Annotated in this window: 26 protein-coding genes; 10 read left to right on the forward strand and 16 right to left on the reverse strand. The window is 64.8% G+C overall.

Annotated elements, in window-relative coordinates; genetic code table 11:
- Nucleotide 1 precedes the first annotated feature (1 nt).
- Entirely contained in the window at nucleotides 2-889 is an 888-nt protein-coding gene (locus LC343_RS02005; protein WP_223475415.1) for an ABC transporter permease, read from the forward strand.
- Complete coding sequence (locus LC343_RS02010; RefSeq protein WP_223475416.1) at nucleotides 886-2,517, forward strand: ABC transporter ATP-binding protein; 1,632 nt, start codon at nucleotides 886-888, stop codon at nucleotides 2,515-2,517. The genes LC343_RS02005 and LC343_RS02010 overlap by 4 nt, the downstream gene beginning before the upstream one ends.
- On the opposite strand, the gene cbiB is transcribed toward LC343_RS02010, so the two are convergent.
- The 4 genes from cbiB to cobA are packed head-to-tail and all read right to left on the reverse strand — an operon-like array spanning nucleotide 2,510 to nucleotide 6,622.
- Nucleotides 2,510-3,487 (reverse strand): adenosylcobinamide-phosphate synthase CbiB, encoded by a 978-nt coding sequence (gene cbiB / locus LC343_RS02015; protein ID WP_223475417.1) that lies wholly within the window; start codon nucleotides 3,485-3,487, stop codon nucleotides 2,510-2,512. The two genes, LC343_RS02010 and cbiB, sit on opposite strands and share 8 nt — an antisense overlap.
- Complete coding sequence (gene cobD / locus LC343_RS02020; RefSeq protein ID WP_223475418.1) at nucleotides 3,487-4,497, reverse strand: threonine-phosphate decarboxylase CobD; 1,011 nt, start codon at nucleotides 4,495-4,497, stop codon at nucleotides 3,487-3,489. Before cobD ends, cbiB begins: the two co-directional genes overlap by 1 nt.
- The gene (locus LC343_RS02025; protein WP_223475419.1) at nucleotides 4,497-5,786 is read right to left on the reverse strand and encodes a cobyrinic acid a,c-diamide synthase CobB; all 1,290 of its coding nucleotides are present in this window, start codon (nucleotides 5,784-5,786) and stop codon (nucleotides 4,497-4,499) included. Before LC343_RS02025 ends, cobD begins: the two co-directional genes overlap by 1 nt.
- Nucleotides 5,783-6,622 carry a uroporphyrinogen-III C-methyltransferase gene (gene cobA, locus LC343_RS02030; protein ID WP_223476093.1) on the reverse strand — a complete coding sequence of 280 codons (840 nt, stop codon included), beginning with the start codon at nucleotides 6,620-6,622 and terminating at the stop codon, nucleotides 5,783-5,785. Before cobA ends, LC343_RS02025 begins: the two co-directional genes overlap by 4 nt.
- A gap of 59 nt (nucleotides 6,623-6,681) precedes the next feature.
- Here cobA and LC343_RS02035 point away from each other — a divergent pair, with 59 nt between their 5' ends.
- The 3 genes from LC343_RS02035 (at nucleotide 6,682) to LC343_RS02045 (ending at nucleotide 9,683) form a co-directional block, all read left to right on the forward strand.
- On the forward strand, nucleotides 6,682-7,803 hold the full coding sequence (locus LC343_RS02035) for a cobalt-precorrin-5B (C(1))-methyltransferase (RefSeq protein WP_223475420.1): 1,122 nt from the start codon (nucleotides 6,682-6,684) through the stop codon (nucleotides 7,801-7,803).
- The gene (locus LC343_RS02040; protein WP_223475421.1) at nucleotides 7,800-8,483 is read left to right on the forward strand and encodes a cobalt-precorrin-6A reductase; all 684 of its coding nucleotides are present in this window, start codon (nucleotides 7,800-7,802) and stop codon (nucleotides 8,481-8,483) included. The genes LC343_RS02035 and LC343_RS02040 overlap by 4 nt, the downstream gene beginning before the upstream one ends.
- Before the next feature lie 90 nt (nucleotides 8,484-8,573).
- Entirely contained in the window at nucleotides 8,574-9,683 is a 1,110-nt protein-coding gene (locus LC343_RS02045) for an alpha/beta hydrolase (protein ID WP_223475422.1), read from the forward strand.
- On the opposite strand, the gene LC343_RS02050 is transcribed toward LC343_RS02045, so the two are convergent.
- Entirely contained in the window at nucleotides 9,625-10,572 is a 948-nt protein-coding gene (locus LC343_RS02050; protein WP_223475423.1) for a LysR substrate-binding domain-containing protein, read from the reverse strand. The two genes, LC343_RS02045 and LC343_RS02050, sit on opposite strands and share 59 nt — an antisense overlap.
- A 388-nt stretch (nucleotides 10,573-10,960) precedes the next feature.
- Between LC343_RS02050 and LC343_RS02055 the strand changes: the two genes are divergently transcribed.
- The gene (locus tag LC343_RS02055; protein WP_223475424.1) at nucleotides 10,961-12,160 is read left to right on the forward strand and encodes a multidrug effflux MFS transporter; all 1,200 of its coding nucleotides are present in this window, start codon (nucleotides 10,961-10,963) and stop codon (nucleotides 12,158-12,160) included.
- A 17-nt stretch (nucleotides 12,161-12,177) separates the two neighbouring features.
- Nucleotides 12,178-13,071, forward strand: a complete 894-nt coding sequence (locus LC343_RS02060; RefSeq protein ID WP_223475425.1) for a DMT family transporter — start codon at nucleotides 12,178-12,180, stop codon at nucleotides 13,069-13,071.
- Nucleotides 13,072-13,084: 13 nt separating this feature from the next.
- On the opposite strand, the gene LC343_RS02065 is transcribed toward LC343_RS02060, so the two are convergent.
- The 9 genes from LC343_RS02065 to LC343_RS02105 form a co-directional block, all read right to left on the reverse strand.
- Complete coding sequence (locus LC343_RS02065; RefSeq protein WP_223475426.1) at nucleotides 13,085-13,381, reverse strand: hypothetical protein; 297 nt, start codon at nucleotides 13,379-13,381, stop codon at nucleotides 13,085-13,087.
- A 202-nt stretch (nucleotides 13,382-13,583) separates the two neighbouring features.
- Nucleotides 13,584-14,357: a precorrin-4 C(11)-methyltransferase gene (gene cobM, locus LC343_RS02070; RefSeq protein ID WP_223475427.1), complete on the reverse strand. Its 774-nt coding sequence runs from the start codon at nucleotides 14,355-14,357 to the stop codon at nucleotides 13,584-13,586.
- Nucleotides 14,354-16,189, reverse strand: a complete 1,836-nt coding sequence (gene cobJ, locus LC343_RS02075; protein WP_223475428.1) for a precorrin-3B C(17)-methyltransferase — start codon at nucleotides 16,187-16,189, stop codon at nucleotides 14,354-14,356. Before cobJ ends, cobM begins: the two co-directional genes overlap by 4 nt.
- Nucleotides 16,179-16,919: a precorrin-2 C(20)-methyltransferase gene (cobI, locus tag LC343_RS02080; protein ID WP_223475429.1), complete on the reverse strand. Its 741-nt coding sequence runs from the start codon at nucleotides 16,917-16,919 to the stop codon at nucleotides 16,179-16,181. The genes cobJ and cobI overlap by 11 nt, the downstream gene beginning before the upstream one ends.
- Nucleotides 16,916-18,118 carry a precorrin-6y C5,15-methyltransferase (decarboxylating) subunit CbiE gene (cbiE, locus tag LC343_RS02085; RefSeq protein ID WP_223475430.1) on the reverse strand — a complete coding sequence of 401 codons (1,203 nt, stop codon included), beginning with the start codon at nucleotides 18,116-18,118 and terminating at the stop codon, nucleotides 16,916-16,918. The genes cobI and cbiE overlap by 4 nt, the downstream gene beginning before the upstream one ends.
- Nucleotides 18,115-18,744, reverse strand: a complete 630-nt coding sequence (locus tag LC343_RS02090) for a precorrin-8X methylmutase (RefSeq protein ID WP_223475431.1) — start codon at nucleotides 18,742-18,744, stop codon at nucleotides 18,115-18,117. Before LC343_RS02090 ends, cbiE begins: the two co-directional genes overlap by 4 nt.
- 9 nt (nucleotides 18,745-18,753) lie before the next feature.
- Entirely contained in the window at nucleotides 18,754-19,854 is a 1,101-nt protein-coding gene (locus tag LC343_RS02095; RefSeq protein ID WP_223475432.1) for a sirohydrochlorin chelatase, read from the reverse strand.
- A 3-nt stretch (nucleotides 19,855-19,857) separates the two neighbouring features.
- The gene (locus LC343_RS02100) at nucleotides 19,858-20,103 is read right to left on the reverse strand and encodes a DUF6732 family protein (protein ID WP_223475433.1); all 246 of its coding nucleotides are present in this window, start codon (nucleotides 20,101-20,103) and stop codon (nucleotides 19,858-19,860) included.
- A 243-nt stretch (nucleotides 20,104-20,346) separates the two neighbouring features.
- Complete coding sequence (locus tag LC343_RS02105; protein ID WP_223475434.1) at nucleotides 20,347-20,772, reverse strand: tellurite resistance TerB family protein; 426 nt, start codon at nucleotides 20,770-20,772, stop codon at nucleotides 20,347-20,349.
- A 92-nt stretch (nucleotides 20,773-20,864) separates the two neighbouring features.
- Between LC343_RS02105 and LC343_RS02110 the strand changes: the two genes are divergently transcribed.
- On the forward strand, nucleotides 20,865-21,650 hold the full coding sequence (locus LC343_RS02110) for a TSUP family transporter (protein WP_223475435.1): 786 nt from the start codon (nucleotides 20,865-20,867) through the stop codon (nucleotides 21,648-21,650).
- A gap of 1 nt (nucleotide 21,651) precedes the next feature.
- Here the strand turns inward: LC343_RS02110 and LC343_RS02115 are convergent, their stop codons facing one another.
- Entirely contained in the window at nucleotides 21,652-22,350 is a 699-nt protein-coding gene (locus LC343_RS02115; protein WP_223475436.1) for a TetR/AcrR family transcriptional regulator, read from the reverse strand.
- Nucleotides 22,351-22,469: 119 nt separating this feature from the next.
- On the opposite strand from LC343_RS02115, the gene LC343_RS02120 reads away from it, so the two are divergent.
- Together LC343_RS02120 and LC343_RS02125 are read left to right on the forward strand one after the other, a co-directional pair.
- The gene (locus LC343_RS02120) at nucleotides 22,470-23,684 is read left to right on the forward strand and encodes an HlyD family secretion protein (RefSeq protein WP_223475437.1); all 1,215 of its coding nucleotides are present in this window, start codon (nucleotides 22,470-22,472) and stop codon (nucleotides 23,682-23,684) included.
- Nucleotides 23,685-23,692: 8 nt separating this feature from the next.
- Nucleotides 23,693-25,270: a DHA2 family efflux MFS transporter permease subunit gene (locus tag LC343_RS02125; protein WP_223475438.1), complete on the forward strand. Its 1,578-nt coding sequence runs from the start codon at nucleotides 23,693-23,695 to the stop codon at nucleotides 25,268-25,270.
- Between the two features lie 6 nt (nucleotides 25,271-25,276).
- On the opposite strand, the gene LC343_RS02130 is transcribed toward LC343_RS02125, so the two are convergent.
- The gene (locus LC343_RS02130; RefSeq protein WP_223475439.1) at nucleotides 25,277-26,260 is read right to left on the reverse strand and encodes a hypothetical protein; all 984 of its coding nucleotides are present in this window, start codon (nucleotides 26,258-26,260) and stop codon (nucleotides 25,277-25,279) included.
- Between the last annotated feature and the right edge of the window lie 172 nt (nucleotides 26,261-26,432).

Genomic DNA, 26,432 nt, shown 5'->3' on the forward strand with positions numbered 1-26,432 from the left:
CATGGCGAATGGCGGTATCGAAGGCGAACTGGTCGCCACCGAGCACGAGGACTGGCGGCGGTTCATCCGCAAGGCGCTCGCCAATCGCTCCTTCCTGGCCGGCGCGGTCATCACCCTGTTCGTCATTGCCGTCGCGCTGGTCTCCGCCATTTGGACGCCCTACGATGTGACGAAACTGGTAATCGCAGACCGGTTGCAGGGCCTCTCCTCAACACACCTTCTGGGCACCGACCATTTCGGCCGAGACATCCTGTCGATGATCATGGTCGGCTCACGCAATTCCATCGCCGTCGCGCTGATCGCGGTCGGTATCGGCATTGCCGTCGGTGTCCCGCTCGGAACTTATGCCGCGGCGAAACGCGGTGTGGTGGACGAGGTGCTGATGCGAGCCTCCGACATCGTCTTCGCCTTTCCCGCGCTGTTGTCCGCGGTGATGATCACCGCGATCTTCGGACCCGGCGCGATCAATGCGATCATCGCCATCGGCATCTTCAACATCCCCGTCTTCGCCCGCGTCGCGCGCGGCGGCGCATTGGCGCTGTGGCCGCGCGAATTCATCCTTGCCGCCCGTGCGTCGGGCAAGCGCGCCGGGCTGATCACGGTGCAGCACATCGTGCCGAACATCGCCAATCTGCTGCTCGTCCAGGGCACGATCCAGTTCTCGCTCGGCATTCTCGCCGAAGCCGGCCTTTCCTATGTCGGCCTCGGCACGCAGCCGCCCGCGCCAAGCTGGGGACGCATGCTGTTCGAGGCGCAGACCATGATGACCATCGCACCCCACATGGCCATCGTGCCGGGCTTTGCGATCATCATCACCGTGCTTGGGCTGAACCTGCTCGGCGACGGATTGCGGGACGTGCTCGATCCCAGATTGCGGCGTCAGCGATGAGCGCACCCGTCCTCGACATCGCCAATCTGTCGCTGACTATCGGCAATACACCGATCCTCAGGGACATCGACCTGACGGTGAAAGCCGGCGAGGTGGTCGGTCTCGTCGGAGAATCGGGGTCGGGCAAGTCGATGACCGCTCAGGCGGTGATGCGACTCTTGCCACACGCGGCGCGACCCGCCGGACGCATCGGCTTCAACGGCGAGGATTTGCTGACCGCCTCCGAGGAACGCATGTGCGAATTGCGCGGCGACGATATCGGCATGGTCTTCCAGGAACCGATGACCGCGCTCAATCCGGTCAAGACCATCGGGGAGCAGGTTGCCGAAGGCATACGGTTCCACCGCCGCGTAAGCCGCGCGGAGGCCGAGGCCCGCGCCCGCGACATGCTCGAGCGTGTGGGCCTGCCGCATAGCCGGTTTCCGCTTTCGCGCTATCCGCACGAACTGTCCGGCGGCCAGCGCCAGCGCGTTGTCATCGCTATCGCCTGCGCGCTGCATCCGAAGCTGCTGATCGCCGACGAACCCACGACGGCGCTCGACGTCGTCCTGCAGAAACAGATCCTCGACCTGCTGCGTAGCCTCGTCGAGGAAAACGGCATGGGGTTGGTCCTGATCAGCCACGACCTCGGCGTCGTCGCCGACATGGCCGACCGCATCACGATCCTGCGCCACGGCGCCGTGCAGGAGGCCGGGGAAACCGCCACTGTGCTGCGCGAGCAGAAGCACCCCTACACGAAGCGCCTTGCCGAAGCCTCCGTTCACGTACCGGCCTGGGCGAACGCACAAACAGCGCCCGATGGCGACAATCGCCTGCTCGAACTGGAGGATGTGGCACGCCATTTTCCGGGCCATCGCACCGGGTTCTTCTCGCGCGGCGAACCAGTGCGCGCGGTAGACGGGGTCTCGTTTTCTATCCGCTCCGGCCATTCGGTTGCGCTGGTCGGGCAGTCGGGCTGCGGCAAGTCCACGCTGGCGCGCATGATCCTCGCCCTCGACCGCCCGACATCGGGCGCAATTCGTTTCGATGGAATGGAGACCTCGTCTTTGGACGAGCACGCCCTGCGACCGGCGCGCCGTGAGATGCAGGTCGTTTTTCAGGACCCTTACGGCTCCTTCAACCCGCGCCAGAAAGTCCTCTCGTCGGTCGCAGAACCGCTGCATCTGATGGATGAACGGATGGGACGGTCAGAGAAGCGGGACCGGGTGACGGAAGCACTGGTCGAAGTCGGCATGCAGTCCTCCGACATGGACAAATACCCGCACGAATTTTCCGGCGGCCAGCGCCAGCGGCTCGCCATCGCGCGCGCCATCATCACCCGGCCGAAACTGGTCGTCGCCGACGAGCCGGTCTCCGCGCTCGACGTGTCGATCCGCGCCCAGATTCTCGACCTCTTCGCCAAGCTGAACGACGATCTCGGCCTCGCCTTCCTGTTCATCACCCATGACCTGACAGTCGCGCGCGCCATCACGCATGATGTGCTGGTGATGGATCACGGAAAGATCGTGGAGACGGGGCGAACGGGTGATGTGCTCGACCGTCCAGCCTCGGAAGTCACGCAACGCCTGATCGCAGCCGCGCCCGACCTGAAGCGCGCCATCGAACGGCGCTCTAAGAAAATCACATGAGAATGGCGAGTATCGCCACCAGAACCGCCAGAATCGTCATGCTTCGCCAGAAGACCGCGATTGCCACGCCAATATCCTTTTCGGACACGAAGTGCCGGCCCGCGACGTTGAGATAGGGATCGTCGGTGATTTCGCCGCCATAACTGCGCGGCCCGCCAAGCGCCACGCCCGTCGCCGCAGCCATGGCGCTTTCCGGCCAGCCGGCATTGGGCGAACGGTGCAGCCGCGCATCGCGAAAGGTCACCGCGAAAGTCCGGCGCGCCCGTTTCAGCCCGCGCAGGCTTCCATCGGCAATGGCGATGAGGATGCCGGAAAGCCGCGCCGGAATCCAGTTGACGACATCGTCCAGCTTCGCGGCAGCGCGCCCGAAGGCGAGATAGCGTTCATTGCGGTGCCCGATCATCGAATCCGCCGTATTGATGAGCTTGTAGGCGAACAGGCCGGGCAAGCCGAACAGCGCGTACCAGAAGGCCGGCGCGATCACGCCGTCAGAGGCGTTTTCCGCCAAACTCTCGATGCTTGCCCGCGCAACGCCAGAGTCGTCGAGCGTTTCCGGATCGCGTCCGACGATCTGCGACACGGCGTTCCGGCCGCCTTCAAGCCCCTCTTCGCGCAATGCCGTCTGCACGGCACGCACATGCACGACGAGCGATTTCTGCGCCAGCAGGACCATCACCACAAGCGTCTCGATGACGAGACCGGCTACCCCGGTCCAGCCAAGCAGCAGGTCGAGCCAGCGCCCGACGACGACGGCGAATGCCACCAGAAGGAATGTGATCAGGAAACCGGCGCGCGCACGGGCCGAACCCGAACTCTCCTCATTGTTGAAATTGCGCTCGAAAAGATCGATCAGCTTGCCGAACCACACGACTGGATGGGGCACACGGGACCACAGCCAGTCGGGATCGCCGATCAGGCGGTCCAGAATGAGTGCAATGAGCAATATGGCAAGGCTGCTGGCTTCCAACATTACCGGGGGTTCTGCATGGCCACAGCCGTTTCGGCAAGAGCGGAATCGAGCCGGGCGAATTCATGGTCCATCCCCGGCAATCCGAAGCGCATCCACTCGGCATCGTGCTCGAACTCCCGAACAAGGATATGGCGACGTCCCAGGGCATCCGCGACCCGTCCCGCCGCCGCATGACGCACGGTGACGAACAGGCCGGTACGCCCGATGAGGGTGAAACCGTGCCGTTCCAGCATCGCGGCCAGGCGCGCGCTGTCGGTTTCAAGCCGCGACCGTGTGTCGGCGATCCAATCCCGATCGCGGAATGCGCGCGCACCGATTGCGAGCGCCGGACCCGGCACGGCCCATGGCCCGATCATTGTCTGCAGCGCGGCGATCACGTCAGGGTCTCCAATCGCGAAGCCTAGCCGTACGCCAGCAAGGCCGAAGAACTTGCCGAAGGAGCGCAGCACCATGAGACCTCGCCCGCCGGTCCGGGAAACGAGGGAATGCTCCGGCGCGACGTCGGCGAACGCCTCATCGACAACGGCGACGCGACGGCCGGAGGCGAAAGTCAGGATCGCATCCGCCGGCCACGTCCGCCCGTCCGGGTTGTTCGGCTGGCCGACGACGAGCAGGTCCGCTGCATCGGAATCGTCGGACAAGCCGCCGGGCGTCGCGACCGAGACGCCAGTCATGCGGAACACGCCGGCATACTCTCCATAGGTTGGCGAGACGATCGATACCCGGTCGAGATAATTGAACAGAAGGGGAAGCCACTGGATGATCGCCTGCGTACCGGGCGCGGCGAGGATTCCGGCCTCTTGAGGAATGCCGTAATACTCCCGCGCCGCCTGCAGGCAGTCTTCCATCAGGCTCTCGTCGGGAAGACGCTGCCAGATAGAGGGGTCCATCTCGGGAACCGGATAGGCGACGGGATTGATTCCGGTCGACAGATCGAGCCAGTCACCCCGCTCGCCGCCATATGTCGCGATGGCGCGGTCCAGCGCGCCGCCATGCCGGATCGTTTCCATCAGTCCGCCCTGTCGATTACGTGCATATAGGACCCGCAGACGGAGCCGCGCCGAAGTCCCACCTCGCCAAGGTCATCGCCGCGCGCGTCGCGGACGGCAAACAGACGCTCGCCCTCGCCTTCCGAGACGAGCGACGAATAATGAAACTCGTGCGCGGTGAGCGGCAGGGCCCATGGCGAGCCGCCAAGCGGCTGCAACCGGCGGTAGCCGAGATGGCGCTTGCGCTGCGCATAGCTGGTTACGACCGGCAACAATCCGGCCATGGCATGTCTTTCGCCGTCGGCGTCGATCAGCCCCTCGCCGAGCACCATGTAACCACCGCATTCCCCATAGACCGGCTTGCCGTGATTGGCCGCCATGCGCAGCCCGTCGAGACATGTCGTCGCCGCCGCAATCCGGCCGGCATGCAGTTCCGGATAGCCCCCCGGCAGGAAGACCGCGTCTGTATCCGGCTCAGGCCCTTCGTCGGCGAGCGGCGAGAAGAAGGAAAGCTGCGCCCCCTGCCGCTGCCAGCCGGTCAGGAGATGCGGATAGGCAAAGGCGAACGCCTCGTCGCGCGCGGCCGCGATCCTCTGGCCGAGCGGCGGCAGTTCGGCGGCGTCGCGCGGTTCGTTCGGCTCCGTGGCGAGCGCCATGAGCGCGTCCATGTCGCAATTGTCTCCAACCATCGACGCGGCCCGGGCGATGAAATCTCCCAGCGCCTCGTGTTCTCCGGCCTGTACCAGCCCGAGATGGCGCGACGGCAGGCTCAGCGCGCTGTCTCCCGGGACAGCGCCGAAGACACGGATGTCTGCCTCTTCCAGTGCCCCGCGGAGCATCGTCTCATGGCGCGGGCTGCCGACACGGTTGATGATGACACCCGCAAACGGCACGTCGGGGCGATGATCGCGATAGCCTTTCACCAGAGCCGCAACGGAGTGCGCCATGCGCGACGCGTCGATGACGAGGATCACGGGCAGCCGCAGCGCCGCCGCGAGGTCCGCCGCGCTTCCCGTCCCGTCCGCCGCCCCGTCGTAGAGCCCCATCATGGCCTCCACCACCGCGATGTCGCCGGAGCCGAGAAAACGCCGGGACAAAGACCGCAGCAGCGCCGGACGCATCGCCCAGGGATCGAGATTGACGCAGTCCTTGCCGGTCGCCGCAGCGTGGAAGGCCGGATCGATATAGTCCGGCCCGGCCTTGGCCGAGACGGCATGCAGGCCGCGGTCACGCAGCGCGCGCAGCAGCCCGAGCGTCACCGTCGTCTTGCCCGAGCCGGAATGCGGCGCGGCGACGAGAAATCCTCTCATGCCGAGCGGTCCTTCGACCGATGGCCGAGAGGATCGCTCTGCAGCACACGACCGTCATTCAACGCGCCTAGCCAGTCAAGCGCCGCGCGCATGCGCACGACCTCGCCGACGACAACGATGGCCGGCGGCGAAAGACCCGCGCCCGCCACGTCCGCTTCTGCGCGCGCAAGCGTCGTTTCGAGCACCTGCTGCTGCGCCGTCGTCGCGTTGCAGACAAAGGCCATCGGCTCCTCCGGCGACCGCCCCTCGGCGATCAGACGCGCGGAGATCGTGCCGATATGTTTCATGGCCATATACATGACGATGACCGGAGACCCCCGCGCCACGCCTGCCCAGTCGATCGCGTCTGGCATGACGCCGGTCGCGTCATGTCCGGTCAGGAAGGTGACATTGTGGTTGGTCTCGCGATGCGTAACCGGGATACCGGCATAGGCAAGCCCGCCGATTCCCGCCGTCACGCCGGGCACGATGCGAAAGGGTACGCCATGCTCGACCAGCGTCAGCGCCTCCTCGCCGCCACGACCGAACACGAAGGGATCGCCGCCCTTCAAGCGCAGGACGCGCTTGCCCGCCCTGGCCAGTTCGACAAGGCGCAGCGAGATATCCCGCTGTTTCGGCGACGGCTTGCCGCCGCGCTTTCCGGCATATTCGAGCACAGCACCCGGCCCGGCCAGCGCCAGGCACTCGGCATTGACCAGCGCGTCATGCACGATCACGTCGGCCTGTTTCAGCGCGTTCACCGCATGAAGCGTCAAAAGGCCGGGATCGCCCGGCCCCGCGCCCACGAGCCAGACATGGCCAGCCTCGAACCGGGGCAATCCGTCCATGACCTCCATGCTCACGCTCTCGTTCCTTCCCGCTTTCGCGCCGTCATTCCGTCACCTATAAGACCGCCATGGTCACGGGCAAAGCCGAAATCGGTGCGACATCCCGCAAGCCGGGCGGACCGCTCCGGCGCGGCTGGACGACGGGCGCCTGCGCAACCGCCGCCACCAAGGCCGCGCTCACCGCGCTTCTGACCGGCCGGTTTCCCGACCCTGTCTGCATAACCCTGCCAAAGGGCGAGACGCCCGCCTTCCCGCTGGCGCACGAGACGCTCGGCGAGAATTTCGCAGAGGTCGGCATCGTCAAGGATGCCGGAGACGATCCGGATGTCACGCATGGCGCGACCATAATCGCCCGCATCTCGCGCGCTGCGCCTGGAACCGGCATCTCTTTTCGCGCTGGCGACGGCGTCGGCATGGTGACAAAGGCAGGCCTCCCCATCCCGCCGGGCGATCCGGCGATCAATCCGGTTCCACGACAGTTGATGACGGCCGAGGTGGAGGCGCTTTGCGCGGAACACGGGATCGCCCCGGATATCGAGATTACAATCTCGGTGCCGGGCGGCGACGCCCTCGCCGCCAAGACCTGGAACCCGCGCCTCGGCATTCTCGGCGGCATCTCGATCCTCGGCACGACCGGCATCGTGCACCCCTTTTCGTGCTCGGCCTGGATCCACTCCATTCATCGCGGCATCGATGTCGCCCGCGCGGAAGGCCTCGACCACGTGCTCGGCGCGACCGGTTCGACATCCGAAGCGGCAGCGCAGGCGATCTACGGTCTGCCGGAGACCGCATTGCTCGATATGGGTGACTTCGCGGGCGGGCTACTGAAATATCTGCGCGCCCACCCGGTGCCGAAGCTGACGATTGCCGGCGGTTTCGCCAAGCTGACAAAACTGGCGCAAGGCGCGCTGGACCTGCATTCGGGCCGCAGCCAGGTCGACATGGACTTCCTCCTGGCCGAGGCGCTGAACGCCGGACTGGATCCGGCGCAAGGCGCGCGGATTCAATCTGCCAATACAGCACAGGAAGTCCTTGAACTGGCAACGGAAAACGACATCGACCTCGCCGCCCCTATCGCGGAACGGGCACGCGCAACCGCGCTTGAAACGCTTCGCGGCGCGCCTGTCGCGGTGGAGGTCATCGTCACCGACCGCAAGGGCAACATCCTCGCGAGGACGGATTTCGCATGACGGAGACGATCCTGATCCTTGGCGGAACGAAGGAGGCTGCTGCACTAGCGGCGGATCTGATCCGCGATCATCCGGACTGGCGCGTGGTGACCTCGCTTGCAGGGCGCACGCGCGAGCCAAAGCCGGTCGCGGGCGAGGTCCGCATCGGCGGCTTCGGCGGCGCGGAGGGTCTGGCGGATTATATGCGCGCGCAACATGTGACGCGGCTGATCGACGCCACCCACCCTTTCGCGACGACTATTTCGCAAAACGCGAAGCGCGCAGCGCAACAAGCCGGTGTGCGGCTCGAAACGCGCATGCGCCCGCCATGGAGGCGGGAGCCCGGCGACAAATGGATCGAGGTCGCATCGCTGGAGGAAGCGCGCGACGCGATTCCAGCGGGGTCACGCGTTCTGCTGGCGCTCGGCCGACAGCATATCGCTCCATTCGCCGACCGCCCGGATGTGCATTTCGTCGTCCGCATGGTCGATCCGCCGGAAACGCCGCTTGCCCTGCCCGATCATGACCTGGTCATCGGGCTGCCCGGCGCGGTTGCAAAGGAGGAAGCAGCCCTTCTCATAAAACATCGCGTGACCCACATCGTCTGCCGCAATTCCGGCGGCAGCGGCGCATACGCGAAGATCGAGGCCGCACGCGCTCTCGGCCTGCCGGTGATCATGGTCAACCGTCAGGAAACGTGATCGGTGGCTGGCGGCTCAACCCCGCGCACCCGCTTGCCGATTTTCCGGCGATCCGCTAGCGCTGATGCATCGGCAATCGGACGACACGGGATGAAGCGTAAATTCGCATTCATGGTCATGGCGCTTTTTCTCGGAGGATGCGCTTCCGGGCCGGAATTGCTCCCGCTGGTGACAGGCGCGACAGCCCCACTGGTGACCGAGGATATCTTTGTCGCCACCGCACGCGCGCCGAGCGACGATCCGCTCGTGGTGTATTCCGGAGGCCGCTCCGACGTCCTCGGTTTCGCCGAGATCACGGTCTCCGTTCCGCCCGAGCGCGAGGCGGGAACGCTGCCGATGCCCACGCGCAAGCCGGATTTCTCCCGCCAGTTCGCCGCCGTCGCGGTCGACCGGGATCTGACGGCGCCCGGATTCGTTTCGCGGCTCGATGAGCGTCTGCTCGAATTCTCGCCCGGTGAAAGGACTGCATTCGTCTTCGTTCACGGGTTCAACACCGACTTCGCCGAAGGCGTCTACCGGCAGGCGCAGTTTCTGCACGACTACAAGATCGACGCCGCGGCCGTGAATTTCTCCTGGCCGTCCGCCGGCAAGACGCCGCTCTATCTCTACGACCGCGACAGCGCCCAGTTCGCGCGCGGCAGCCTCGTCAAGACGCTGCGTCTCCTCGCCGGCAGCAAGGCCGACCGGATCATCATCCTGGGTCATTCGATGGGGGCGCTCCTGACGATGGAGGCCCTGCACGAGATCTCGATCTCCGGCGACAAGGCGCTGCTCCGCCGCATCGACGCCGTTCTGCTTGCCGCGCCGGATATCGACGTCGATGTCTTCTGGCAGCAGGTATCGCAAATCGACCCGATGCCCTCTTCCTTCGCGGTGATGGTCTCCAGCAAGGACCGCGCTCTCAACCTTTCAAACCGCGTTCGCGGCGGCCATCCGCGCGTCGGCGAAGGTGTCGACATCGACGCGCTCCGCAAGAACGGGATCGCGGTAATCGACCTTTCGGAACAGGGTGCCGGCCGCCGTTCGCTGAACCACAGCACATTCGCATCCTCTCCCGTCCTGATCGACCTTGCGCAGAGCAGACTTCTCGGGCGCGATTCGCTGAACAGCGAAACCTCCATTGACACAGCGCTCGGCAATCTCAGCGATCTTCTGGCGGGTGTCGTGTATCTTCCGGCGAAGGCTGCGGGCGTCCGCTGATACCGCCAACCGAGGATTGCAGTTCCGCGGTCAGCCAATCGCGAAATCGCGTCACATGCGGGTTTCCGCGCGCCGTCTCGCCGGTGACGAACCAGTAGGATTCGCCGGTCGGATAGCGGTCGGGAAACGGCGCGACCGCCTGGCCCGAGGCGAGCGCATAGCTCGCCAGCGGCTCCCATGCGAGAAAGACGCCCTGCCCGGCGATCGCCGCATCGAGGCCAAGTGCACCGTCGGAATAAACCGGCCCCTCGCCGAGGATCGACGCGTCCAGCCCGTTCGGCTTCAGCCAGACATCCCATTCGAACATCGCATATCGATCGCGAATGATCGGCACATTTGCCAGGTCCGACGGCTTTTTCAGGCTTTGCGCGAGTCGTGGATTGCAGACCGGAAAGACCTCCTGGTCCAGCATCCACTCGGCCTTCACGCCCGGATACTTCCCCCTGCCGACGCGAATGCAGGCATCGACATCGGCTGTGTTGGGATCGACCAGACCGACATCGGCGTCGATACGGACGCGAATGTCCGGATCGACTTTGCGGAATCCGTCGAGCTTCCAGACAAGCCATTTCGAGGCGAAGATCGGGGCGATCGAGATCGTCAGGACGCCATGCGCGCGGCGCTCCGCCAGCGCCACCCCGCGCGACAGTTCGCGCATACCGGCGGTCAGTCTTTCGCAGACCTCCGCACCGAGCGGCGTCAGGCGCAACCCCTTCGCCTCGCGCGAGAACAGCGACCGGCCGAGCGCCTCCTCGGCGCGCTGGACCTGCTGGCTGACAGCGCCCGGCGTCACGCCAAGCTCATCCGCGGCCGCCGCGAGATTGCCCAACCTGCCGACGGCCTCCACCGCACGCAGGCTCGTCAGATGCACCCTGTTCAAGTTTCTCATTTTAGTTTTTCTAAAGCATAATGGAGAAGATGTCGATTTCCTCGCATGATCTTCAGGCGCATAACGCCAGGCATGATGAAGCTTATCTACATACTTACCCACTGGCGACGGGCACCGCGAGCGGCCAACATAACCACCTACGGAAGTGATCCGCTTTCGCATCCGGCAATCCGAGGCATGAGCCCGGATGAGCTCGCGGACCTGCCTTTCGGCACCGCGCGAAACAGAAAAGCCTGACGGCCCCGGCCGTCAGGGCATGACAGGAGAACGCGGTTTTCCGTGACCGGCTCTGGTCTCCGCGAAAAATTCGATGTAGGTAGCGCTGCGGCGCTTAGCCGCCGGCGCGGCCATTACCCACACACTCGATTTTCTTTTTTCGGAGGCTCTCATGCAGCCCGGATTTTTGCGTTCGGCTATCGTCCTAGGCCTGCTTGCCTGGGTCGGCCCGTTCGCCATCGATATGTATCTGCCCGCCCTGCCGGTCATTGCGGACGATCTGGAAACCACCATCGCGGCGACCCAGACGACACTGACCGCCTATTTCATCGCCTTCGGCGTGGCCCAGCTCGTCTATGGCCCGCTGGCGGACTGGATTGGCCGCAAGGCACCGATCTTTATCGGTCTGGGGATTTTCATCGTCGGCTCGCTTGCCTGTGCCTGGGCACCCACGATCGGATGGCTCGCCGCCGGCCGCTTCGTCCAGGCGATGGGCGCCGCGACGGTCATGGTCGTGCCCCGCGCCATCGTCCGCGATCTCTATACCGGCAGTCAGGCGACGCGCATGATGGCACTGATCATGCTGGTGATCTCCGTTTCGCCAATGCTCGCGCCGCTTGCCGGCTCCGGACTGATCGCGCTGTCGGGCTGGCGGCTGATCTTCGAGGTGCTAGCGGGCGCCGCGATATTGTCGATGATCCTGACCGCGACGCAGTTGCCCGAAACCCTGCCCGCCGAAAAGCGCGTGCCGGTGCGCCCGCGCCTGCTGCTCGCCGGCATGCGCACTTTGCTGACGGATCCAAAATTCATCGGCCTGACATTGATCGGCGGATTTGGCATGGCGAGTTTCTTCGTCTTCCTGTCGACCGCCTCCTTTGTCTATACCTGCCAGTACGGGTTGAGTTCCGTGCAATTCAGCCTCGCCTTCGCGGTCAATGCCATCGGCTTCTTCGGCGCGTCGCAGGTCGCACCGACGCTCGGCGACCGGTTCGGCATGGCCCGCATGATCCTGATCGCCACCAGCGGCTTCGCGATTACCGCGATGATACTGCTTGCGCTGACGCTGGCCGGACAGGATTCGCTCGCCGTCCTGATGGGCATGCTCTTCATCGGTTACGCGTTTTTCGGTCTCGTCATGGCCCCCGTCATGGTCATGGCGCTGGACGACCACGGCGACAAGGCAGGTCTCGCCTCCTCGCTCGGCGGCACGCTGCAGATGGTGTCCGGCGGCGTCATGATCGTCGCGACCGCTCCGTTCTTCGACGGCACGTCACTGCCCATGGTGGCTTCCATCGCGCTCTGCGCAGTCGTAGCGGCAACGCTGGCGGTCGTCACGCTGCGCGCCGCGCCGCAAACCGGCGCCCCCGCCTGATCGTGAGGCGCGACTGAATGAGCGCATTCGAACTGGCGGCCCTCGCCGCGGCAATGACATGGGCATTCTCGGCGGTTATCGCCGCCGGGCCGTCCTCCCAGCTTGGTGCGATCGCCTTCAACCGGATACGCATGGCGATCGTGCTGGTGATGCTGGCGATGTTCGTGGCGGCCACCGGCGGCTGGCGCACGCTTCAGCCTGAGCATCTCCTGCCGCTGGCGCTGTCCGGCTTCATCGGCATCTTTCTTGGCGACACCTGCCTGTTCCTGACCATGAACCGGATGGGCCCGCGCCGCTCGAACATCCTGTTCTCGACCAACGCGCCCTTTTCGGCCGTCCTCGGCTGGCTGTTTCTCGGCGAAACCATCGTTGCCCAGAAGATCGTCGGCATCGCCATCGTCTTCGCGGGCGTGATCCTCGCCATCGTCTTCGGCAAACGCCGCTCGCAACTCGACACGTGGGAATCGGTCAAGGGATCGCTCGCCGTCGGCGTTACCCTCGGCCTCGCGGCGGCCCTGTGCCAGTCGGTGGGTTCGCTGATCGCACGGCCGGTCATGGAGACCGGGGTCGATCCGGCATCGGCTTCCGCGCTGCGCGTGATGGTCGCCGTGGTCTGCCTTTCGCTGCTGATGGCGACCGGCATCAGGCAGGTTCAGGCCAAGGCGAAACTGACGATGCGCACCGCCGTGCTGATCGGCGTTTCCGGCATCGCCGCCATGGGAATCGGCATGACGCTGGTGCTCTTCGCACTATCCGGCGGCAAGGTCGGCATCGTCGCGACGCTGTCGGCGACCACGCCCGCATGGATCCTGCCGCTGATCTGGATCAGGACCGGCGAACGTCCGGCGGCGATGGCTTGGCTCGGCGCACTCCTCGTGATCGCCGGTTCCAGCCTGATCTTCGCCGCCTGAAAACCGCTCGGCCCTACTTGTCCTGCTCGCGATAGTGATTGTCGATATAGGAGACGGTGTGCTCGAAATCGCGAGCGAGCGCATCCATGTCGCGCTTGACCTCTTCCTTGATGGCGTCCCACGCCGAGCCTTCCTCGCCCGGCAGCCGTTCCTTCACTGCGCCGGCCTGCGCCTGCATGGAATCGATCCGCGCGCGGTGTTCTGCCGGCACGCGCTCGTCGGTGCGGAACTCAGCCGCCTTGGCGGCGACCCGGTGCTGCAGCTCTTCCATTTTCTCGCGCAGTTCCGCGACGGTTTCCTTGATGGTCATGATGATACTCCTTTCATGAGGATGGGAAACGCCTTGAGACCGCTTCCGATCCGGTCTGGGCCACCTTCGATGGCGAGCTTCTCAAAATCGGCGCGATAGCGCATGCCGAACCGCACATCGTCCCATGCCGCGCCCGGCCACGATCTAGGCGCTCAAGATGTCGACAATGCGCCAGACCTCCAATGACACCCGTCAATCGCACTCAACCCGCCTTTTTCTTCCCACGGTTGCGCAGCACATGCGAGAAGTCCGAATTGTAGAGATCCGAATCCCGGAATTCGGCCTCGCCGAACACCTTGCCGACGAAGATCAGCGCGGTGCGGGTGATCTTGGCCTCGCGAACATGCTCGCGCATTTCGGCGAGCGTGGTGCGGATATAAAGTTCATCCGGCCATGTCGCGCGATAGGCGATCACGACGGGACAATCCGCCCCGTAATAGGGCTCCAGCGATCTGCGGACATAGTCGAGATTGCGGATCGACAGGTGGATGGCGAGCGTCGCGCCCGATCGGCCAAGCACCTCCAGTTGCTCGCCCTCGGGCATGGATGACGCCTTCATGCCGGTGCGGGTGACGATGATCGTCTGCGCGATCTCCGGCAGGGTCAGTTCCGTCTTCAATTTAGCCGCCGCGCCCGCGAAGGCCGGAACGCCCGGCACCACCTCGTAGTCGATGCCGAGCGCATCGAGGCGGCGCATCTGTTCGGCGACGGCGCCGTAAATCGACGGGTCACCCGAATGCACCCGCGCCACGTCCTGTCCAGCCTCGTGGGCGATCCGCATTTCCTCGACAATCTGGTCGAGATGCATCGGCGCGGTGTCCATGACCTTCGCATCCGCCGGCGCTGCCTGCACGATCTCCTCGGGAACCAGCGAACCGGCGTAAAGGCAGACAGGGCAGCGCTCGATCAGGCGAAGCCCGCGCACCGTGATCAGGTCCGGCGCGCCCGGTCCGGCACCGATGAAATAGACGGTCATTCCACTGTTCCCATTCTTGTGCCGGTCTTCCCGGAATAGCCGCGTGATGTGTAGACCCAGCGCTTGCCATCACCAGTCGCCACCGTCCGGCTGTCGGAAGAGCCGACGACGACGACCGTGAGCATGTCGACATCATCGACATTCAACGCACCGAGCGGCACGATGCGTACCTGCTCACCTTCGCGCCCCAGATTGGTGGCGAGGATGACCGGCGTCTCCGCCGGACGGTGCTTCAGCAATTCGTCACGTGCCCAGGCAAGCTGGGTGCGGCGCTTGCGCGAGACCGGATTGTAGAAGGCGACGACGAAATCGCCCTCGCCCGCCGCGCGCACACGGCGCTGGATGTCCTCCCAAGGCGTTAGCAGGTCCGACAGCGAGATCGTGCAGAAATCGTGCCCGAGCGGCGCGCCGGCCCGCGCGGCAGCGGCCTGAAGCGCGGAAATACCCGGCGAGACCTGGATCGCGATGCGACGCGCCGCATCGCTCACGCCTTTCTTGTCGATCAGCTCGAAGACCAGCGTCGCCATGGCGTAGATGCCGGCATCGCCCGAGCAGACCAGCGCGACATCCTTGCCCTCGCCGGCCAGTTCCATGGCGTGGCGAACGCGGTCCTCCTCCTTGCCGAGATCGAAATCGTGTCGTTTCCGCCCCGTCGCGAGTGAGCCCAGAAGGTCGAGATAAAGCGAATAGCCGACGAGATCGGTCGCTGCACCGACCATGCGGCTGACTTCCGGTGAGCGCCACCCCTCCGAACCCGGCCCGATGCCGACGACATAGAGCGTGCCCCGTGCCCGGCCCGGCAAATCATCGGCGAGCAGAGGTTGCGGCGCGCGCGCGACCGCACATGTGGCGCGTGCGAATTTCTTCTTTTCGACGATCAGTTCGCCCTGGGGCCCGACAGCCGCCAGCGCCGCGCCTTCGGCCACGCCGTGGCAGCCGACCTCGGCGAAAACGACATCCGAGGGATTGGCGAGGCGTGGGGTTTCGGCCTCGAGAGCCGCGGCGTCGAAGAACCGGGCCGGAACGCCCAATTGGCTTGCGACGTGATGAACGGCCGCTTCGTCCGCCTTCAGGTCGAGCGAACAGACGACGCCCACCGCCTGCTCGGCAAGCCCGGCATCGGCCAGCGTTTCACGCACGAGTGCCCAGGCTTCCTCCGGATCGCAGCCGCGTTCGCAGCCAAGTCCCAATGCTAGACGGCTCGGGTGGTAGACCAGTTCGCGGTCGCCGGGCACACGGAGCCGGTCGGTCACGCTGAGCGTCACCTCGCCATTGCCCGCCAGCGGCAGGCCGCTGCCGGATAGCCATTGCGCTTCGCCGTCCAGCACGGCGTCCGCGCCGGCGAGCAGGTCAGCCATCACGTCTTTCGCGGCATCCGGATTGGCGAGCGCATACCCCTCGGGCGGCGCGTCCAGAGCGACCCCGAAGCGCAGGTCGCCGGCTGTCGTCACCGCCGCCATGCCGCCAAGCGCGAAGGCTATCTCCTCGGCCATGCGGTTCGCGCCATGATGGCCGCCAAGCAGCGGAACGGATGCATGCCCATCCTCGGCGACAGCGATCACCGGCGGCTCCTCGCGCTTGGCCGCCAGGAGCGGCGCAAGAATGCGGATGACCGCGCCCGACGCCATCACAGCGACGATCGGCACGCGATCGAGGAACAACGCCTGCATATGCGCTTTCGTATCGTCGAACAGCACGACGCCATCCGCGGGCGCCACACGCCGACGTGCCGCGTGGATCACCCCGCCGGTCGTGTTGCGGATGGTCTCGGCGACAGGCATCGCCGCATCGCTCAGGATGACGATGGCGGGCGACAGGGGTTCAGCGGACATCGAGGGGCTTTCCGGCAGGAAGCGCGCGGATCCAGTCCTCCGCGCCCTTGTAGATCAGGATCATCGAGAAATAGGGTGCGGTGTCGACCGTAGCGGATTCAAGCGGCAGGATTTTTTCCTCCGGCAGGCTTACGCGTTCGCAATAGCCCGCGTCGGTCAGCAGGCCCATCCTTTCGATCACGGAACGGATACGCGCAAAGTGACGCCCGACCTTCATGATCGCGACTGCGTCCGCCGCGACGATGCGGGCTTCCATCTCGGCGTCCGGCAAGGGTCCGGGGATGACCGTCAGGACATCGTTGCGCGCGGCGATCGGCCGCCGCAGCGCCGCAGCCGAGGCCATGACGGAGGAAACACCGGGAACGATCTCGGTCGGATAATCCCCGCCGAGCCGTTCGAAGAGGTACATGAAGGAGCCGTAGAAGAAGGGGTCGCCTTCGCACAGGACCGCCACGTCGTGACCCTTATCGAGATGCGCCGCGATTTCGCTTGCCGCTTCGTCATAGATTTCAGCCGCCGGGAAACGCTGCGTGCGCATCGGCACAACGATCGGAATCTCGTGCTGGAAGGGTGAGAGCGTTTCGGCAACGATGGCGCGCGCGAAACTCTCGCCGCTGTCAGGCGCTGGATAGGCGACGACCGGCACTTCCTTCAGGATGCGATGCGCTTTCAGCGTCAGCAGTTCCGGATCGCCCGGCCCGACGCCGAGCCCGTATAGTGTGCCCGTCATGATTGCTTGACCCATGCCCACTGGACGACGGCCATCGAGGGCTTCCACCCCTTGAAAGGGCCGACCGGCTCGGCCGTTTCCACCGCGACGCGCTGCAATTCGCCGCCGAGTTCCTCAAAGGCCGACAAAAGGACCGCCTCGCTTTCCAGCGTCACCGCATGGGCGACGAGCCTGCCATGCGGTTTCAGCGCATCAATGCACGCCGCGATCGTTTCGCGGGAAATGCCGCCACCGATGAACACCGCATCGGGCGCCGGCAGGCCGGCAAGCGCGTCCGGAGCGGTCCCTTCGACAAGTTTCAACTTCGGAGCGCCGAGCCGAAGCGCGTTTTCCTCGGCCATGGCGCGGCGTTTTTCCTGCGGCTCGATGCCGATTGCGCGCGCCTCGCGGCCGGCGCGCATCCATTCGATGGCAACCGAGCCGCAACCGCAGCCGAGATCCCATAATACGCCGTCGCGCACCGGCACCAACTTGGATAGCGCCAGCGCGCGCTGGGTGCGCTTGGTGATCTTGCCGTCATGGACGAAGGCATCGTCCGGCAGGCCGGTGCGCGGCAGGATTTGAGCGTCCGGGCCCGCGACGCATTCGACGGCCAATACGTGGAAATCAGGCACCTCGATGGTCCAGCCTTCGGCGACGCCCTCGAAGCGAGCCTCGTTCGGTCCGCCAAGCGCGGCCAGAACGGTCAGCTTCGACGGCCCGTAGCCGCGCTCTGTCAGGAGCTTCGCGACAGTCTCCGGCGATGTCCGGTCCTTGGTCAGAAGCAGCATCCGTACGCCGGGGGCAAACCACGGCACGATCTGTTCGGCAGCGCGGCCATGCACGGTCAGTGTCTCGACATCGGCGAGCGACCAGCCCATGCGGCAGGAGGCGAACTGGAACGCCGACAATTGCGGATGAAAAACAATCTCCTCGCGCGGGATGCCCTTGAGCATTCTCGCGCCGACGGAGAACCACAGCGGATCGCCCGTCACCAGCACGACCACCCGCCTGCCCTTGTGCCGCCTGATCTCGTCGATCATCGCGTCGAAGGGCGACGGCCATGCGATCCGCTCCGCGGCAACGTTCGGCGCCAGCGAATGATGCCGGTCTCCGCCGACGATCACCTCGGCCTGTTCGACGAGCCGCCGTCCCTCGGCCGACAAGCCGGCCATGCCGTCCTCGCCTATGCCAATGATATGCAGCCATGGCGCGGTCATGTCTGGTTGCCTCCGGCAAGGGCGTTCAAGGCAGCGGCTGCAATGGCCGATCCGCCACGCCGACCGCGCACGGTGATGAATGGTACCTCAGGTCGATGCGCGATCAGCGCTTCCTTGCTCTCGACCGCGCCGACGAACCCGACCGGGCAGCCGATGATCAGCGCCGGTGCCGCCGCGCCGCGCTCCAGCATCTCGAGCAGGTGGAAAAGGGCCGTCGGTGCGTTGCCGATCACCACGACGCTGCCGGCAATGCGGCCTTCGAGCACCTCGATCCCGCCGGCGGAAACGGTCGAGCCGATTTCTTTGGCCGTTGCGCGAGCAGACTCACTGCCAACCTCGCACAGCACCGCATTGTCCTTCCCGAGCCGGCTGCGGATGATGCCGCGCCGAACCATCTCGACGTCACATATGATCGCCGCGCCCTCGGCAAGCGCGCGCCTTCCGGCCTCCGCCGCGCCCGGCGAAATCACGATATCGTCGGCAAGATCGGTCATGCCGCAGGCGTGGATCATGCGGATGGCGACAGCGCGCTCATCCGCGCGGAAGCGCGCAAGCTCCGCCTCGCGCTCGATGGTGGCGAAGCTCTCGCGATAGATCGCCGCCGGGTCGCGCAGATAGTCCAGCATCGGAAGGCTTCAGCCCCTGCTTTTTTCCATGCTCTTCGGCCCGAGCGGGTGAGCGGCATGCGGATAGGGGTGATGATGGTGGTGATGCTCGTGCCCGTGATCATGGTCGTGATCGTGGCTGTGCACCGGCGTCCACTCGATGCCGTGTTCCTTGCAGAAAGCCTCGTCGCGGCAATCGCCATTGCAATCGCCCGCGCAGGGACAATTCTCCGGCGCGCCACCGACACCCTCGACATGGTGGTGATGGCTTTCCTGCGCCTGACCGACCTCGGCCTCGAAGCCGAGCACCTGCTCGCGATATTTGCACATCTGGCAGTTCATGTTGTTTGCGCCGTCGAGGATCTCGCGCACGCGATCGACGAAGGTTTCGATCACCAGATCGTGGTCGTTGAGATAGGGCGCCTTGACGAAATCGATCTCTGGATGCTCGGCCGCCACCTCGTCGGTTTGCGAATAGATCCGCTTCACCAGAACGCCGGTGAACAGGAAATAGGGAAACACGACGATACGCCGATAGCCGAGCTTCGCGGCATGCTGGAGCGCCGGCTTGACGAGCGGGAACGTGACGCCCGAATAGGCAGTCTCCGCCCAGCCGAAGCCGAGGCCTTCCCAGAGCATCCGCATGACTTTCGCGACGTTGGAATTGGCGTCCGGGTCGGATGCGCCACGTCCGACGACGACCAGCATGGTCTCCTCCATCGGCACGTCGCTCTCGCAGGCGTCGAGCGCCTCCCTGACACGCTCGCCCGCCGCGCGGATCATCTTCAGATCGATACCGAGCTCGCGGCCGTAATCGATTCTGACGTCAGGGTTTTTCGCCTGGTAGCTGTTGAGCACGGAAGGCAGGTCGTTCTTGGCGTGGCCGGCGGCGAACAGCATGCCCGGCACCGCGAGGATATGGTCGACGCCCTTCTCCTTCAGCGCATCCAGCCCCTTGTGCAGGACGGGATTGGCGAATTCCAGATAGCCATAATCGACCGGCCATTGCGGAAAGCGTTCACGCAGCCGAAGCGCCAGCTTGGAGAACTCCCCGACCGCGTTCTGATTACGGCTGCCATGGCCGCAGACCATGATGCCGTAGCGCGGTGCGCCCGAAATACCTTTGAGCATGTCTCAGGCCTCTGCCGGTGTTTCGTCGCCCGCCGCATCCTCGGCTTGCGTCTCGTCTTCCTTGCGCTCGGCGTCTTTCTTCTTGCCAAGCGTCGATACGGCAACCGCGATCGCGGCGGCGGCGCCAGCGGCGGCCAGCCCGATCCAGTGGCTGTGGCCCGCGACCTCGCCGACATGGCCCAGATGCGCGGAAGCGGGCGTCGCGGCGAGTGACGCCAATAGAACGGCAAGGCCCGTTGCAGATTTCATGATTCTCGTCCTCAAGGTCCGGTTTTCCGTTATCGCCAAATGCGCGGCTTCCGGCGTGACGCCGGCAAATGCCAGGACCTAGCGGCAGTTCTGCTGCGACACCCCCGGTTTGGGTCGGCTGCAACGGACACCTCTCGGCCCCGAACGCGTCGAGGCACTGCCGATAACGAGGCGCACCCTAGGCGTCCGGCCCGGCAGGGTCAATTCGATGCGCGACCTTCGAAACGGAAATTGCGACGCCGATCAGCTCCGGCGTATTTCGGTGATGTCGAAACCCAGCAAATCGGCGATGCGCGCCAGGAAGCGTTCCTCGCGCCGGTCGATCTCGCTGTCGGCCTCCGCGATCGCGATCATGCGGTCGAGAAGACGCTGCCGCCGCTCCATCGGCAGCTCGGCAAAGACCGCGGCAGCCTGGGCGGGAGACGTCTCGTAGGCGAAATCCTGCATGTATTCATAGACGCCGTCCATGGCGTCCGGGTCGAGGCCGAAACTGTCCCGGCAGATCCGCTTGAAGATGTCGAGTTCGCCCTGCCTGACTTCACCGTCGGCGAGGATGACCTTGAACAGCAGCAACAATTCCGCGGTCAGGGCCGGGTCGTTGGCGACGAGCCGAACCACCTTTTCCTTTTCCAGCCGCGATTTCAAAGCTTCAAGCCAGGCAAATGCCATCGATCCGCGCCTCCCTGCGCCCGGCCAGACTACCCTGAGTCGCCGCTTGCGCAAATCGCGGCTCTGTGGTCTAGCGCCGAAGGAAAATCACCATGTTCGAATTCCCGTCCGAAATCGTCGCGCTCCTCGTCCTCGCCGCCTTCCTGGCGGGGTTTGTCGATTCCATAGCCGGCGGCGGCGGGCTCGTTACAATCCCAGCGCTCCTGCTGGCCGGCGCACCGCCTGTCTACGCGCTCGGCACCAACAAGCTGCAGGGCATGTTCGGCGCGGCGTCGGCGACCTGGAGCTATGCGCGCCACGGCCATGTCGACCTGAAAACGCAGGCGCTTCCGGCCCTGCTCGCCTTTGCCGGGAGCATCCTCGGCGCGCTGACCGCCACCGTACTGCCCGGCCGGATATTCGGCGCAGTATTGCCTGTCCTGCTGGTCGCGATCGCCATCTATTTCCTGCTGCGTCCCGGCCTCGACGATATCGATCGTGCCCGGCGAATGAGCCCGGCCCTATTCGGCTTCACCATCGTTCCGCTGATCGGTTTCTATGACGGGCTGTTCGGCCCCGGCACGGGTTCATTCTTCATGCTGGCTTTCGTGGCGCTCGCCGGTTACGGCTTGCTGCGATCCACTGCCCATACCAAGCTTCTGAATCTCGCTTCCAATGTCGGCGGGCTCGTGCTGTTCGCCGTCGCCGGCGCGGTTTTCTGGAAGATCGGCCTGATCATGGGCGCCGCGCAGTTCGCGGGCGCGCAGGTCGGTTCGCGCGTGGCGATGAAAGGCGGCGCACGCATCATCAAGCCGCTGCTCGTGATCACCTGCCTCGCGCTGGCGGTCAAACTGGTCAGCGATCCCACTCACCCGCTGAGGCTCTGGCTGGGCCTCTAGGTCAGGCCTTCTTCAGGGCGTCCGTTCCGTAATAGGCAAGAAACATGTCGACGCCGCTGTCCACCGCGCGGGCGATGAGTTCCTCGTCGGGCGGCGCGTCCAGCGCGCCGAAGATGCACTTGCGGGTCAAACCGCCCGAACACAGGGCGAAAAACTGCTGCGCGGCCAGTTCGCCGTCGGGAATGTCGAGAGTTCCGGCCTCGGTCTGCCTGTCGAAATAGGCGACCAGATGCCCCTTCCCCGAATCGGGACCGGTATCGAAGAAAAGCTTGCCGAGTTCGGGCATGCGCTCGGTAATGCCGATCACCATCCTTTGCACGCGCGTCAGCTGCTTCGACGTCAACAGGGTCGCGAGCGCCATCCCGTAGCGCATCAACGTTTCGCGAACGGTGCCTCGCTCGTTGAGCGTCTCCGTAAGCATGGCGAGCTTCGTCCGGCGCTCGCGTTCGATGAGCGCGCCGAAGAGATCTTCCTTGTTCTCGAAATATACATAGATCGTACCCTTCGAGACGCCGGCCTCGCGGGTGATATCGTTCATGCTCGCCCCGTCGAAACCAACTCGCAGGAAGACGCTCCGCGCGCCGTCGAGAATCTGCTGGCGCTTCGCCGGATCCTGCCCGGCCACCCGGCGGCTCGGCGCACTGCCAGCGGCATGCATGGCTTTCTTCAGGCTTTCAGCGCTTTTCAACGATGTCGGCATTCGGTCCTCGACAAGAATCGAACCACGCGGTTCGATTTCCACTTGATATGGCGCGCGCATGCATTTATGTCAATTCGAACCGAACGGTTCGGTTCAATTTAATCACTGAGTAGGCACCCATGTCCGTTTCAGGATCAGCCAACAGCGAAGAAACGACTGCGAAATCCGGCACCGAGACGTCGCGGACGGCCGAGGTGAAGACCTTCCCGCACGACGCCGCGCGCGAGACCGAAGCCGCGAAAGGCGATACCGCTCCGCAAACGCCCAAACGCGGCGGGCGGCGACGCGTGGTGCTCGCCGGGGTCGCGCTCCTGGCGCTCGCGGCAGGCGGCTGGTACGGCCAGGAATGGTGGACCGTCGGGCGCTTCATCGAATCGACCGACAATGCCTATGTCGGCGGCGACATCGCCACCATCGCACCGAAGGTGTCCGGTTACGTCGATACGGTCAATGTCACCGCCAACCAGTATGTGAAGGCCGGCGACCCGCTCGTCACGCTCGACGACGGCGACTACCGCATCGCGGCCGACCAGGCGAAAGCCCAGATCGCAACACAGAAACTCACACTCGACCGCATCGACGCCCAGATCGCGGGCGCGCAAGCCGCCCTCGCCCAGGCGGAAGCGCAACAGGAAGCGGTCGCCGCCGCGGAGACAAACGCCCGCGCCGCGCTCGACCGGGCGAAGGCGCTCAACGCCAAAGGCCATGCGACCGGCGCGGCGCTCGACTCCGCCGAAACCGCCTGGGAACAGGCAAAGGCGAACCTTTCCGGCGCTTCGGCCGGCATCCAGTCCGCCAACGCCAATATCGCGGTGCTTCGTGCCCAAAGGGCCGAGGCCGAGAGCGCACTGACCTCCATGCAACTCGCCGCCGACAAGGCGGACCGCGATCTCTCCTTCACCGTGCTGCGCGCACCCTATGACGGCATGATCGGCAATCTCGACGTACAGGAAGGCGACCTCGTCACCACCGGCAGACGGCTTGCGGCGCTGGTTCCGTCGAGCGGGCTCTATGTCGACGCCAATTTCAAGGAAACCCAGCTCGCTCGCATCGAACCCGGCGAGAAAGTCGCCATCCATGTCGATGCCTATGAGGACGAGCCGATCGAGGGCACGGTCGTTTCGATCTCACCGGCGACCGGCTCGATCTTCTCGCTGCTGCCGCCCAACAACGCCACCGGCAACTTCACGAAGGTCGTGCAGCGCGTGCCCGTGCGGATCGCCCTGCCCGCCGAAGCCGTGGAGCAAGGCCGGCTGCGCGCAGGCCTCAGCGTGGTCGTCGATATCGATACGCGCACGGGCGGCCACGCCGTCGAAACGGTCTCCGCAGAGTAGAACAGGTCATGGCCGACGCGACCTACAGCGATGTTCCTGGCGCCCCCGCCGAGGAGCGCATCGATCCGCGCCGGCTGATCGCTTTCGTCGCGATGGTTTTCGGCATGTTCATGGCGATCCTCGATATCCAGATCGTCTCGGCATCGCTCGCTGAAATCCAGGCCGGGCTCAACGCGGGCGCTGACGAAATCTCCTGGGTGCAAACCAGCTATCTGATTGCCGAGGTGATCATGATCCCGCTGTCGGGCACGCTGGCGCGCATCCTGTCGACCCGCATCCTGTTCACCGTCTCGGCCGCCGGCTTTACCGCCGCCAGCGTACTGGCCGCGACGGCGACGAACATCGATCAGATGATCGTCTATCGCGCGATCCAGGGCTTTATCGGCGGCGGCATGATCCCGTCCGTTTTTGCCGCGGCCTACACGATCTTTCCCCGTTCGAAACAGGCGATCATCGCGCCCGTGATCGGCCTCGTCGCAACGCTTGCGCCCACGATCGGCCCCACCGTCGGCGGTTATCTTTCGAGCTACTTCTCCTGGCACTGGCTGTTCCTGATCAATCTCGGCCCCGGCGTGGTCGTCGCCGCGCTTGCCTGGTTGCTGATCGATTTCGACGAGCCGGAATTCAACCTCGCCAAGTCCTTCGACTGGCTCGGCTTTATCGGCATGGCCGTGTTCCTCGGCGCGCTCGAATTCGTCCTGGAGGAAGGCCCCGCCAATGACTGGCTGGCCGACGAGACGATTCTGATCTTCTCGATCGTCATGACGATCGGTGCGATCCTTTTCTTCTATCGCGCCTTCACCGCGAGCTTCCCGGTCGTCGATCTCGGTGCTTTTCGAAACATCAATTTTGCCTTCGGTTCGGTCTTTTCGTTCGTCATGGGGATCGGCCTTTACGGCCTGACCTATCTCTACCCGCTCTATCTCGGCCGTATTCGCGGCTACGATTCGCTCATGATCGGCGAGACGGTTTTTGTCACAGGTATCGCCATGTTCCTGTGTGCGCCGATGTCCGGTGCCCTGTCGGCCAGGGTCGATCCGCGCATCATGCTGCTACTCGGTTTCCTGGGGTTCGGGGTGAGCACATGGATGCTGACGCCGATCGACGCGGAATGGGATTTCTGGGAACTGTTCTTGCCACAGATCATTCGCGGGGCGTCGCTGATGTTCTGCATGGTGACCATCACGAATCTCGCGCTGGGCACCCTGCCCGTCGACCGGCTGAAAAGCGCATCCGGTCTGTTCAACCTGACCCGCAATCTTGGCGGCGCGGTCGGCCTCGCCGCCATCACGACACTGCTCTCGGACCGCTCCGACCTGCATTATGCGCGCATCGCCGAAACCGTGACATCGGCAAACCGCACCGCGGTGGAAACGCTCGACAATCTGGCGGCGAATTTCGATGCGAGCGGCCTGTCTGGAGCTGACGCCGCGCTCAACCAGCTAACCGGGATGGTTCAACAGCAGGCATGGGTGATGGCCTTCGCCGACGTGTCGTGGATACTGACAATGCTGTTCGCCGGTCTTGCACTCGGTGCGCTGGCGATGAAGAAACCACCGTCAGGCGGCGCGCCCGCCGGGCACTGACTGGGTCTAGGCGAGACCGCGACGGCCGAACGGCTTGGCGCTTTGGGGGCGCTGACGCCGATCCCGGCCGTCCCAATCCGGTTTCTTGACCTTGGCCAGCGCAAGATCGTCGGCTTCGGTTGCATCGAAGCCGAACTCGTCGGCCCGCCTGACCTCCAGCGACACATGCGGCGTATCGATCTCCGGCGTGGAATCGAGATGGCGCACGATCATGATATCGCCCTTGCCCGGCGCATAGGTCGCCAGATGCGGCAGGTAACGTCCCTCTGAATGGCAACGCGCCACAAAGCAGTGCAACGTCCGCATCACCCAATCGACCGGGACCGGTGCTTCCTCCAGCACGACTTCGCAGCCGAGCAGGTCGGCCGCGCCGCGTGTCGAGCCGCCAACGGTGCGCACGCCGTCGATCATCCGGTTGCTCGAAAACGGCGTCACCTTGACAAAGATCTCGACTGGCTCGGTCTCCAGTTCCCTGAGGAACGGTCCGGGCTTGAAAAGCATCTCGCTGTGTTTCCAATGGATCGCGAGCGGTAGGTCTGTCCGGCAAATCGCCGCCGCGGCACGCCCTGCCAAAGTGCTGCGCGTGAAGCTCGTATTGACGGCGCGCATGCCAAGCGCATTGGCGACCGCATCATATTCGGCTTCGACCGCGATCTGGATATGCGCCGTATGATTGCGCACCGCCTCCTCGGCCTCCGGAAAGGTACGGTGGAGCATCGGCCAGTCCAGCGCCTCGAAATAGACCGAAGCGGGCCTTGTATCCTTGCTCGCCTCGATGGCGACCGCGCAACCGCCGGCCATGAAGGAGAGAAACCGCGTGGAACCGGCGGCATGATCCCGAATATCGGAGACTGCGGCATTGGGCCCGATTGCCTGTTCGAGGCGCGCCACGAAATCCGCCGCGTCCAGCCGGGGCATGTCGGCATAGAGCAACGTGCATTCGGTGGCCGTTTCCAGGCCGGCGTTCTTCATCCGGGCTACAAAGTTCATGTCCGCTCCATCCCTGCGCGTTGGGGCAGAGCTTCATAAGGTAAGCGAGCAGGATGACCGGATGGTTAAGGCAAGCCCGTCAATTGTCTCGGCAAGACCCCCAAAATTTTGGGGATCGAACCCTTGGCGCATCGATGGCCGCCGCTATCTTCGAAACAACCCAGGCCTGGAG

The organism is Oricola indica, assembly GCF_019966595.1.
Taxonomy (GTDB): domain Bacteria; phylum Pseudomonadota; class Alphaproteobacteria; order Rhizobiales; family Rhizobiaceae; genus Oricola; species Oricola indica.